The 10,904-nt window shown below is 73.0% G+C and carries 10 protein-coding genes, 3 tRNA genes and 1 pseudogene; 6 read left to right on the top strand and 8 right to left on the bottom strand.

Features of this window, described 5'->3' with window-relative positions; all coding sequences use genetic code 11:
* Positions 1-21: 21 nt before the first annotated feature.
* The 8 genes and pseudogenes from ACFWEG_RS09230 to ACFWEG_RS09195 form a co-directional block, all read right to left on the bottom strand.
* Positions 22-94 (bottom strand) — tRNA-Gly (locus tag ACFWEG_RS09230).
* A 36-nt stretch (positions 95-130) separates the two neighbouring features.
* Positions 131-820, bottom strand: coding sequence for a response regulator (locus ACFWEG_RS09225; protein ID WP_387211101.1), 690 nt, complete (start codon positions 818-820; stop codon positions 131-133).
* Positions 817-2,055, bottom strand: coding sequence for a sensor histidine kinase (locus ACFWEG_RS09220; RefSeq protein WP_387211098.1), 1,239 nt, complete (start codon positions 2,053-2,055; stop codon positions 817-819). The genes ACFWEG_RS09225 and ACFWEG_RS09220 overlap by 4 nt, the downstream gene beginning before the upstream one ends.
* Positions 2,056-2,116: 61 nt before the next feature.
* A pseudogene (locus ACFWEG_RS09215) lies at positions 2,117-2,938 on the bottom strand (ABC transporter permease).
* Complete coding sequence (locus tag ACFWEG_RS09210) at positions 2,935-3,966, bottom strand: ABC transporter ATP-binding protein (RefSeq protein ID WP_387211095.1); 1,032 nt, start codon at positions 3,964-3,966, stop codon at positions 2,935-2,937. The pseudogene ACFWEG_RS09215 and the gene ACFWEG_RS09210 overlap by 4 nt, the downstream one beginning before the upstream one ends.
* Positions 3,967-4,142: 176 nt before the next feature.
* Positions 4,143-4,215 (bottom strand) — tRNA-Gly (locus ACFWEG_RS09205).
* 77 nt (positions 4,216-4,292) lie between these two features.
* A tRNA-Gly gene (locus ACFWEG_RS09200) sits at positions 4,293-4,364 on the bottom strand.
* Between the two features lie 187 nt (positions 4,365-4,551).
* The gene (locus ACFWEG_RS09195; protein WP_387211092.1) at positions 4,552-4,869 is read right to left on the bottom strand and encodes an Lsr2 family protein; all 318 of its coding nucleotides are present in this window, start codon (positions 4,867-4,869) and stop codon (positions 4,552-4,554) included.
* Positions 4,870-5,169: 300 nt separating this feature from the next.
* Here ACFWEG_RS09195 and purS point away from each other — a divergent pair, with 300 nt between their 5' ends.
* The 6 genes from purS (at position 5,170) to ACFWEG_RS09165 (ending at position 10,886) form a co-directional block, all read left to right on the top strand.
* Positions 5,170-5,421, top strand: a complete 252-nt coding sequence (gene purS, locus ACFWEG_RS09190; RefSeq protein WP_387211089.1) for a phosphoribosylformylglycinamidine synthase subunit PurS — start codon at positions 5,170-5,172, stop codon at positions 5,419-5,421.
* A complete protein-coding gene (gene purQ, locus ACFWEG_RS09185) occupies positions 5,418-6,098 on the top strand; it encodes a phosphoribosylformylglycinamidine synthase subunit PurQ (RefSeq protein WP_387211086.1) in 681 nt (226 codons plus the stop codon). The genes purS and purQ overlap by 4 nt, the downstream gene beginning before the upstream one ends.
* Positions 6,095-8,344, top strand: coding sequence for a phosphoribosylformylglycinamidine synthase subunit PurL (purL, locus tag ACFWEG_RS09180; protein ID WP_387211083.1), 2,250 nt, complete (start codon positions 6,095-6,097; stop codon positions 8,342-8,344). Before purQ ends, purL begins: the two co-directional genes overlap by 4 nt.
* Before the next feature lie 142 nt (positions 8,345-8,486).
* Positions 8,487-9,845 carry a hypothetical protein gene (locus tag ACFWEG_RS09175; protein ID WP_387211080.1) on the top strand — a complete coding sequence of 453 codons (1,359 nt, stop codon included), beginning with the start codon at positions 8,487-8,489 and terminating at the stop codon, positions 9,843-9,845.
* Positions 9,835-9,993, top strand: coding sequence for a hypothetical protein (locus tag ACFWEG_RS09170; RefSeq protein WP_387211077.1), 159 nt, complete (start codon positions 9,835-9,837; stop codon positions 9,991-9,993). Before ACFWEG_RS09175 ends, ACFWEG_RS09170 begins: the two co-directional genes overlap by 11 nt.
* Positions 9,994-10,100: 107 nt before the next feature.
* Complete coding sequence (locus ACFWEG_RS09165; protein WP_387211074.1) at positions 10,101-10,886, top strand: sterol carrier family protein; 786 nt, start codon at positions 10,101-10,103, stop codon at positions 10,884-10,886.
* Positions 10,887-10,904: the final 18 nt, after the last annotated feature.

The raw sequence follows: 10,904 nt of genomic DNA, 5'->3' as shown, positions 1-10,904 counted from the left end.
GACCGGGGCCTTCGTGAACGGAGCGAACGACGAGGTTCGAACTCGCGACCTCAACCTTGGCAAGGTTGCGCTCTACCAGCTGAGCTACGTTCGCATCGCACCGGGCGTCTCCGCCGTGGTGCGAGGCCAACTATACCCAACCGCGCTCCCTCGCGAGACGCACCGCCGAGTGCCGGTTGTCCGCACCCAGCTTGGCGGCCGCGGACGACAGGTAGTTGCGCACGGTGCCCTGCGACAGGGTGGCCCGCTCGGCGATCTCGGAGACGGGCGCCCCGTCCGCGGCCAGTTCCAGCACCTCCGCCTCCCGGGCGGTCAGCGGGGAGTCCCCGGCGGAGATGGCGTCGGCCGCCAACCCCGGGTCCACGTAGCGGTTCCCGGCGTGCACCGACCGGATGATCTCGGCCAGCCGCTGGGCGCTCACCGTCTTCGGCACGAAGCCGCGGACCCCGGCGGACAGGGCCCGCTTCAGGTGCCCCGGCCGGCCGTGGCTCGTCACGATCAGGGTGACGCAGCCCGGCAGCTGGGCCCGCAGCGATGTGGCCACACTCACACCGTCGGCGCCGGGCATCTGGAGGTCGAGCACCGCCACGTCGGGGTGGTGCGCGAGGGCCATGGCCAGCGCCTCGGGGCCGGTGGCGGCCTCGGCGACGACCGTCAGGTCGTCCTCCAGGGACAGCAGCGCCGCCATCGCGCCGCGGATCAGATGCTCGTCGTCGGCGAGCAGCACCCGCAGCACCCGGGCCCCCGCCGCCTTCCCGGACTCCGCGGCGCGCGCTCCCGCGTCGGGCCCCCGGTCGGTCCCGTCGTGCTCGCCGCTCATGCCGCCACCCCTTCCAGCGGCACGTCGGCCGTCAGCCGGAACGTACCGCGCTCGCCGGGCTCCGCCGTCAGCGTCCCGCCCAAGGCGGCCAGGCGCTCGCGCAGACCGGCAAGCCCGGACCCGCCGGTGCCCGGGGGCCCCTCGGGGGCTCCGTCGTTCTCGACGGAGAGCACCGCCCGCCCCTGCCGCCCCGGCCCGGCCGGTGTGACGTCGAGCCGTATCGCGCACCACTGGGCGTCCCCGTGCCGCAGCACGTTGGTGGTGGCCTCGCGCACCACCCAGCCCAGCGCCGACTGCACGGCGGCCGGCAGCTTCGGATGATCCGCCCCGGTGACCGTGCAGCGCACCCCGGCCGCCTCCAAAACCCCCTCCGCACCCAGCAGTTCGATCCTCACATCGGCCTCGCGGTACCCGCGGACCACCTCGCGCACCTCGTGCTGGGCCTCCTGCGCCAGCCGCTGCACCTCGACCATCTGGTCCACCGCCTCCGGCCGGCCGCGCCGCGCCATCTGCACGGCCAGCTCGCTCTTGAGCGCTATCACCGCGAGATTCCGTCCCATCACGTCGTGCAGATCGCGTCCGAACCGCAGCCGCTCCTCGGCGACCGCGAGCCGCGCCTCCGCGTCCTTCGCCCGCTCCAGCTCCCACATCAACGACAGCGACCAGGCGCCGGGGCGGCCGACCAGCGCCGAGAGCAGGAACCCCACCAGCATGATCACGGGGGCCACCAGCAGCTCCGCACCCCGCTCGCCGGCCGCGGCCAGCAGGGCCGTCGCCACCGACGACGTCACCGCGTACACCAGCGCGAAGACGCGCATCGACACCACCATCGCCAGCGGAACGGCGAACGGCACCGGGGCGAAGAGCAGGCCCAGTGGGGCCGTCCCGTCGTCCAACCCCACCACGGCCTGGAATGCGGCGATCGCGCCCATCAGCAGGACCGTCATCCCTGCGCACCAGGCCAGCCGCGACCATGGCGCGGGCCCTCGGTGCATGTAGTGCTCCAGCGCCTCCCGGACGGCCCCGATGCCCGCCCCGGCCAGCACGGCCGAGAGGACGACGACCAGCCCGGCCAGCACGAGCGGCCCCGGCCGGCCCGGCACCGCCAGGAGCACGGGCACGCCGACCCAGCCGATCAGGAGAACCCAGGGCATCACGTAGAAGGTGCCGCGGCTGTAGAGATCCACCTTCTCGATCTTGCTCCGCCGCCGCCAGCCCTCCATGGGCCTCAACACGTCGCCGACACCTCGCTCCCCGCGCTTCCCGGCCGGCCGGACCGCCGCCGTCATGACCGTCTCACCTGCGGGGCTCCCAGCGGAACGTCCGCCGCGCGGCAATGACCGCGACGGCCGACCACGCCACCGCGCCGAGCAGCTGCAGCAGCATCTCCGTGGTGTCCGTGCCGCCGGCCCAACCCTCCCGGATCAGCGCGACCACGGGCGAGAGAGGCAGGAAGCGCAGGAAGGGGACCGCACCGTCCGGCAGCAGCTCCATCGGTACGAACATGCCGGAGCCGAAGGCCGAGACAAGCATCAGCGGCAGGACCGTCAGCCCTGCGGTCTCCACCGTCCGCGCGTAGGCGGCCGTGACGGCGGCGAGTCCGGCGGCGACGACCATGCCGCCGAGCACGCCGGCCGCGAGCCACCAGGGCTGCTCCGGGGCCGTCGCGTCCAGCACGAGGGCGCCGCCCACCCCGAGGAGCACCATCTAGGCGAGGCCGGTGGCCACCGTCGGCAGCGCCGTACCGAACAGGATCTCGTTGTCGCTCAGCTCGCCGGTGCGCAGCCGCTTGAGCACCAACTCCTCGCGGCGGGCCACGAACGCCGTGGTCAGGTTGTTGTAGACGGCGAAGAGCAGCACGAAGCCGATCGCGCCGGGCAGCAGCACCGTCGCCACGTTCAGCCCCGTGCCCGACAGGTCCATCTCGTCGGCCGCGGCCTTGAAGCTGAAGGTCATCAGGACGGGCATGACCAGGGCCATGAAGACCGCGGTCTTGTTCCGCACCAGCAGGGTCAGTTCGGACCGGCCGATGGCGGCGATGCGCCCGGGCGCCGTCGTGGTGCCGTGCTTCGGGCGGGGCGTGCCGCGCCGGTCGGTGTCGATCGCGGACGTCGTCATGCTGTCGCTCCCGTCGTGGTCTGCTCGGCGTTGCGGGGGGTCCCCGGCCGGTTGCCGCGACCGGCGGAGGGAAGGTCGGCGTCGGTCGGCGGGCCGGCCGCGTCTTCCTCGTCCTTCGCCCGGCGGGCGATCCGCAGGAAGGCCTCTTCGAGGGAGGCCGAGCGGACATCCAGCCGGCGCAGCTCCAGGCGGGCCTCCTCGGCCCAGACCAGCAGCCGGGTCGTCGTCCGCTGGAGGTCGTCGGTGCGCAGGCGGACCACGCGGCCCGAGGTCTCGTGTCCGGTCACCCCGAGCGGGGCGAGGGGCGGGAGGTCGCCCACGTGGTACCCGTCGGGCAGTTCGAAGGCGATCTGCGACGGCTCGGCGGCCACCACGTCGGCCAGCCGGCCCTCGGCGGCGATCCGCCCGCCGTGCATGATCGCGAGCCGGTCCGCGAGGTCCTCGGCCTCGGCGAGGTAGTGGGTGGTCAGCAGGACCGTCGTGCCCCCGTCGCGCAGGGCGCGGACCAACTCCCAGGTGTCGTGGCGGCCTTCGGCGTCGAGGCCCGTGGTCGGTTCGTCGAGGAAGAGGACCTCGGGGTTGCCGAGGAGGGCGAGGGCCAGGTCCAGCCGGCGCTTCTCGCCGCCGGACAGCGCCTTGACCCGCACCTTCGCCCGCCGGGAGAGCCCGACCAGCTCCAGCGCCTCCCCGGTGGGCCGGGCGCCCGAGGTGGCGCCCGCCCACATCCGCACCGTCTCGGCGACGGTCAGGTCCGAGGGGAAGCCGCCCTCCTGCAGCATCACCCCGATCCGCGGGCGGACGGCCGCGCGCTCGGTGAACGGGTCGTGGCCCAGCACCCGGACCGAGCCGCCGGCCGGGCGGGCGAGCCCTTCGAGGAGCTCGACCGTCGACGTCTTGCCCGCGCCGTTCGTCCCGAGGAGGGCGAACAGCTCGCCGCGGGCGACCGAGAAGGAGATGCCGCGCACCGCTTCGTACCCGCCGGCGTAGGTCCGCCGGAGTTCCCTGGCTTCGATCACGTCCTGTGTCATGACTCCAGGGTTCCGCCCCGTCCGGCCGTGCGGCAGTGCGAGCTGTCACCACTGCTGATGACAGCCGTCATCGCCGACCATGACAAATGTCAGAACGCGCAGCTCGCGTCCGGACCCGTATTGGTCCCGACGACGAGGAAGGCCCCGGTCCGTGGGACCGGGGCCTTCGTGAACGGAGCGAACGACGAGGTTCGAACTCGCGACCTCAACCTTGGCAAGGTTGCGCTCTACCAGCTGAGCTACGTTCGCACTGCATCCGGCCGGCTCTCACCGGACGGCGCGGGCACCAGCCTAACCGACCGGCGGACCGGTCGGGGGCGATGCGGAGCGGGTGACAGGAATTGCACACTGCGCCTCCCCCCTGGAAGGGGGGTGTTCTACTACTGAACTACACCCGCACGCTGCTTCGGAGTGAGGCCTTCCGGCCGCGCCCCTCGGCGTGCTCCAGACTCTAGCCGACGGTCGGGGGTGCTGCGCAACTCGGCCGCCCGGCGAGGCGGACGGACCGTCAGAGATCCCCTCGCATCGGACACCTCGCCCGCCCTCGCGCGCGGCGGCCGGGAGCACCGGCGGAGGCCGGTCCGCTCAGTGCGCGTCCTCGAACGCCTCGTAGACCTTCTTCGGGATGCGGCCGCGGGCCGGCACGTCCATCCGGTGGGACCGGGCCCAGGCGCGGACGGCGGCCGGATCGGGGGCGACCGAGACGTTCCGATACGTCTTGCCCGCCGAGCTGTGCTTTCGGCCGGCCGCCACGTAGGGCGCGAGAGCGGTGCGGAGTTTCTCGGCATTGGCGGGATTCAGGTCGATCTCGTACGACTTCCCGTCGAGGGCGAAGGCAACCGTTTCCTCGGCCTGGCCGCCGTCGATGTCGTCGGAGAGTGTGACCACGACACGCTGCGCCATGAATATCGGTCCCTTCGTCCGGCTTCGCCGCGTTGACGTGCGGCGATACCGACTGTACGGCGAAAGTGGGGCAATGCCGTTTTCGGTGGACTTCCTTTGTACAGCGACCGGCATTGCATTGCGAAGCCCAGTGAATTGCGTCCGCGTGTCAGATCGCAATAGGCATCCGGATTTTTCGCGCGGTTTTACCGGACCGTGATGAGGGGGCCCCGAAGGGAGCAAAGATATCTATGCGCGTAGATTTTCGGGCCGGGTACGCTGGCGGAACCGCCTTCGCACCGAAACACCACGGGAGTGCCAGTGGCACGCGTCGTAGTTGACGTCATGCTCAAGCCGGAGATCCTCGACCCCCAGGGCCAGGCGGTGCAGCGTGCGCTGCCGCGCCTCGGCTTCAAGGGGATCGTGGACGTACGGCAGGGCAAGCGCTTCGAGCTCGAAGTGGAGGGGCCCGTCGACGACGCCGCCCTGGCCCGCATCCACGAGATCGCCGAGACGTTCCTCGCCAACACCGTCATCGAGGACTTCACCGTCCGCGTGGAGGAGGAGAAGTGACTTCTCGCATCGGAGTCGTCACCTTCCCCGGCACCCTCGACGACCGGGACGCGCTCCGCGCGGTCCGTGTGGCCGGCGCCGAGCCCGTCTCCCTGTGGCACCGCGACAAGGACCTGCACCAGGTCGACGCCGTCGTCCTCGCGGGCGGTTTCAGCTACGGCGACTACCTGCGCGCGGGGGCGATCTCCCGGTTCTCGCCGGTGATGGAGTCGATCATCGACCAGGCGCGCGGCGGAATGCCGGTCCTCGGGATCTGCAACGGATTCCAGATCCTCACCGAGGCGCACCTGCTGCCCGGCGCGATGCTGCGGAACAACCACCTGCACTTCATCTGCCGCGACCAGAAGCTCCGCGTCGAGAACGCGGACACCGCGTGGACGGCCGACTACGCGAGCGGCCAGGAGATCTCCGTCCCGCTGAAGAACATGGACGGCCGGTACGTCGCCGACGAGCACACGCTCGACGAGCTGGAGGCCGAGGGCCGCGTCGCCTTCCGCTACCTGGACGGCAACCCGAACGGCTCGCTGCGCGACATCGCCGGCATCACCAACGCCGCGGGCAACGTCGTCGGCCTGATGCCGCACCCCGAGCACGCCGTGGAGCCGCTGATCGGCACCGGCGGCACCGACGGCCTCGGGTTCTTCACCTCCATCCTCAAGAAGCTGGTCAGCGCATGAGCCTGGACACGGTCAAGCACGCGACCGACACCCCGGACACCGAGCTCCCCTGGGCCGAACTCGGCCTCAAGGAGGACGAGTACGCCCGCATCCGCGAGATCCTGGGCCGCCGCCCGACCGGCGCCGAGCTCGCGATGTACAGCGTCATGTGGTCCGAGCACTGCTCCTACAAGAGCAGCAAGGTCCACCTGAAGCAGTTCAGCGAGAAGAAGCCGGCCAGCGACGCCATGCTCGTCGGCATCGGCGAGAACGCCGGCGTCGTCGACGTCGGCCAGGGGTACGCGGTGACCTTCAAGGTCGAGTCGCACAACCACCCCTCGTACATCGAGCCCTACCAGGGCGCGGCGACCGGCGTCGGCGGCATCGTCCGCGACATCCTCGCCATGGGCGCGCGTCCGGTCGCGGTCGTCGACCCGCTGCGGTTCGGCGCGGCGGACCACCCCGACACCAAGCGCGTGCTGCCCGGCGTGGTCGCGGGCATCGGCGGCTACGGCAACTGCCTGGGCCTGCCGAACATCGGCGGCGAGGTCGTCTTCGACGCCTGCTACCAGGGCAACCCGCTGGTCAACGCCGGCTGCATCGGCGTGATGAAGCACGAGGACATCCACCTCGCCAAGGCGTCCGGCGCCGGCAACAAGGTCATCCTCTACGGCGCCCGCACCGGCGGCGACGGCATCGGCGGCGTCTCGGTCCTCGCGTCCGAGACCTTCGACGACGCCAAGCCCACCAAGCGCCCCGCGGTCCAGGTCGGCGACCCGTTCCAGGAGAAGCTCCTCATCGAGTGCACCCTGGAGATCTTCCGCGAGGAGCTCGTCGCGGGCATCCAGGACCTCGGCGGCGCCGGCCTGTCCTGCGCCACCTCCGAGCTGGCCTCCGCGGGCTCCGGCGGCATGCGCGTCGAGCTGGACACGGTGCCGCTGCGCGACTCCTCGCTCTCGCCGGAGGAGATCCTCATGAGCGAGTCCCAGGAACGCATGTGCGCGATCGTCGAACCCGGCAAGGTCGACCGCTTCCTGGAGATCTGCGAGAAGTGGGACGTCATCGCCACCGTCATCGGCGAGGTGACCGAGGGCTCCCAGCTGGAGATCTTCTGGCACGGCGAGCTGATCGTCGACGTCCCGCCGCGCTCGGTCGCCCACGAGGGCCCGACCTACCACCGCCCCTTCGCCCGCCCCGACTGGCAGGACGCCCTCCAGGCGGACGACGCCGGCAGGCTGGCCCGGCCGGCGAACGGCGACGAGCTGCGGGAGCAGGTCCTCAAGCTGGTCGCCTCGCCCAACCAGGCCTCCAAGGCCTGGATCACGGACCAGTACGACCGCTTCGTGCAGGGCAACACCGTCCTCGCGATGCCAGAGGACGCCGGCATGGTCCGCATCGACGAGGAGACCAACCTCGGCGTGACCATGGCGACCGACGGCAACGGGCGCTACGCCAAGCTCGACCCGTACACCGGGGCGCAGCTCGCGCTCGCCGAGGCGTACCGCAACGTCGCCGCGACCGGTGCGAAGCCGCTCGCGATCTCCGACTGCCTGAACTTCGGCTCGCCCGAGGACCCGGCCGTCATGTGGCAGTTCGCCGAGGCCACCCGCGGGCTCGCGGACGGCTGCCTGGAGCTGGGCACCCCGGTGACCGGCGGCAACGTCTCGCTGTACAACCAGACGGGCGACGTCGCGATCCACCCGACGCCCGTCGTCGCCGTCCTCGGCGTGATCGACGACGTCACCCGCCGCACCCCGATGGCGTTCGCCCAGGAGGGGCAGCTGCTGTACCTCCTCGGGGACACGGCCGAGGAGTTCGGCGGCTCGGCGTGGTCCCAGGTCGTGCACGACCACCTCGGCGGGCTGCCGCCGAAGGTCGACCTGGGCCGGGAGAAGCTGCTCGCCGAGATCCTCATCTCCGCCTCGCGCGACGGCATGATCGACGCGGCGCACGACCTGTCCGACGGCGGTCTCGCCCAGGCGGTCACCGAGTCCTGCCTGCGCGGCGGGAACGGCGCGCGGCTGGTCGTCCCGGACGGTCTGGACGCGTTCACCTTCCTCTTCTCGGAGTCGGCCGGCCGCGCGGTCGTCGCGGTCCCGCGGTCCGAGGAGGTCCGGTTCAACGACATGTGCGGGGCGCGGGGTCTGCCCGTCACCCGCATCGGGGTCGTCGACGGCGACGCGGTGGAGGTGCAGGGGGAGTTCACCCTCCCGCTGGCCGAGCTGCGTCAGGCGCACGAGGCGACCCTGCCGGAGCTGTTCGCGTAAGTCCGGCGCGCGGGCGTGCGGTTCGCCACGCGGGCGTGTCCTTCACGGGACGCGCCCCCGTCGTCGTGCCCGGACTTATCCACAAGGGGTCGTTTGTCCACAGGTCTCCGATTCGGCCGGTCCGCGTCGGCATACTGAGCGCGTGACCTACCCCGTGAAGCACCTGCCGGACGCCGCCGTCCCCGCCGACGGCGCGGCCCGGTGGACCGTCGCCGACGCGAACGTCTGGAGCGCGGCCCGTCCACCGGCCGCGCTGGCACCCGTCCTCGCGAGCCGGCTCATGGTCCCGCTGGTCCTGCTCGCGGTCGTCCTCCTGGCCTGGAACGAGCCCGACGAGGCCGGGACCGGCACGTCCTGGAGCGGCTACCCCGCGGCCGTCCTGCTGCTCGCGCTGCCCTTCTGGTTCCGCCACCTGCCGGGGGCGGCGGCGGTCGCCGCCGTGCCGGTCGGCGCCCACGGCCTGCTCGGACTCCTCCGCCTCGACCCCGCGGACACGGCCGGCGTGGCCGGGTCGCTGCTGGTGATCGCGCTCTGCCTGTGGGCGCTGGCCGGCTCGCTCGTCCGGTTGCGCGGCCGCCGCATCCAACGCCGCCTCGGTCTCGCCGCAGCCGGAGGGACCCGCGCCGAGCTGCCCCGCGAGCTGTCGAACGCCCACCACCGGCGCGGTACGGCGCAGCTGTTCTCCGGGGCCGCGCTGTGCGTCGCGGCGGTCGGCCTGCTCGCCTGGGGGCTGGCCGAGGATCTCGGCGCGCCCGACGGCGGCCCGGCCGGAGGCGCCGGCCCGTACGACGCCATCGGGCAGCAACTCCTGGCGATGGTGCTCCTCGTGGCCGGTGGCCTGCAGCTCGGCCGGGGGCTCACCGCCCGGCTGGCCGTCCGCCGTCTGCACCGGGGACCGCAGCCCGTCCTCCGCGTGGGTCTGCGGGACGACGTCCCGGACGGCCGGGAGCTCTGCTGGCTGCTCGCCGACGCCGACACCACCACGGCACCGCCGCTGATCGCCTTCCGCCGCCGCCTCGTCCACACCTACGCCCAGCCGACCGTGCTGCTCGGCGGACCGGAGGAGCGGCTGCGCGAGCAGCACCACGACGTCGACCCGCGCAGCGAACCCTTCGAGGCGTTCCTGTACGGGGCCCCGTCCGAGGGCGCGGAGGTGGTACTCGAGTGGGCCGCCCAGCGCGGTCCCAGGATCACCACCATGGCGACCGCGGCCGTCCTCCTGCCCGCCCCCCGCCGCGACCGCCTCCACGGCTGGCGTCCGGCGAACACCTCCCGCACGCTCGTCCTCCGCAGGGAGCAGGAACGGGTGAAGGCGGCCGAGGCGGAGGGCGCGAAGAAGGGGGCGGAGAAGGTCAGGAGCAACCACCCCGGGGGCGGGGCGGCCGCCGGCTGCTCGACGGGCACGCACCCCGCCTGCTCGACGGGCACGTCCCCCGCCTGCTCGACGTCCACCTGCTCCTCGTCGTCGTCCTGCGGCGGCGGATGCGGGGGTGGCGACTGAGCAAAGCCTCCTCTACGGTCGAATGGACCGGCCGGACCTGGGCACCGCCCGCGGAGTTCCCTTCACGTGGACCGGTGTCGGCGTCCCGACCAACGACACCGTGTTCAGCGTCCCCGTGGCGGCCACCGAGCACCGCCCGGAGCGCTGACCGGCCACCGGCCGCCCCCGCTCGGAGCACTGACGGGCCACCGGCCGTCGTCGCCCCGAGCGCTGACCGGCCCACCCGACGCCCCGCCGACCGCATACGCTCCCAGCATGCCGCCGACCCGTAAGCGCCCCCGCCGCTACGACCCCGCGAGGACCAGGACCGCCGTCCTGGCGCAGACCCAGCACCTCGTCGAGGCGGTCCGGGGCCTCGGCGACGACCGGCTGAGCAACCCGGCGGGCCCGCGGAACACCACCGTCCGCGAGCTGGTCGCAGGGATCGCCCCCGTCGTCGATGAGGTCTCCCGCGGCCTGGAGTCGCCCGCACCGGCCCGCCAGGAGCTGACCCTCCTGGAGTGGCCGTCCCGGGCGGGCCGGTACGCGCGCCCGGACGAATCGGGCCCGCTGGGCGGCGCCGCGCTCACCGACCTCCTCGCCCGCGCCTCCGCGCGGCTCACCGCCGCGCTCGACGAGGTGACCGACGACGAGCGCCTCGTCGCCACCCCCGCCGGAGCCATGCGGCTGGGCGACCTCCTCGTCACCCGCTGCGCCGAACTCGTCGCCCGCACCGACGACCTGAACACCGCGGCCGGACTCGACGTGCCCCTCGACCGGCAGGCGCTGGCCGCCGCCACCCGGCTGCTCGCCGACGCCCTGGCCGCGAAGGCCCCCGGAGCGTCGACGGAGGTGCGCGTCCCGCCGTTCGCCGTCGTGCAGTGCGTCGAGGGCCCGCGGCACACCCGGGGCACCCCGCCGAACGTCGTGGAGACCGACCCCCTCACCTGGGTGCGGCTCGCGACCGGCCGGACCGACTGGCACACGGCCCGCGACACCGCCCGGCTCAGCGCGAGCGGCGAGCGCGCGGACCTGTCGGCGCTGCTGCCGCTCCTGACCTGACCGCCGCTCCCGCCCGCG

The sequence above is a fragment of the Streptomyces sp. NPDC060194 genome (assembly GCF_042728285.1).
Classification (GTDB): domain Bacteria; phylum Actinomycetota; class Actinomycetes; order Streptomycetales; family Streptomycetaceae; genus Streptomyces.
Note: the sequence above shows the minus strand (reverse complement) of the source record. Positions and strands in the feature narration are given on the sequence as shown.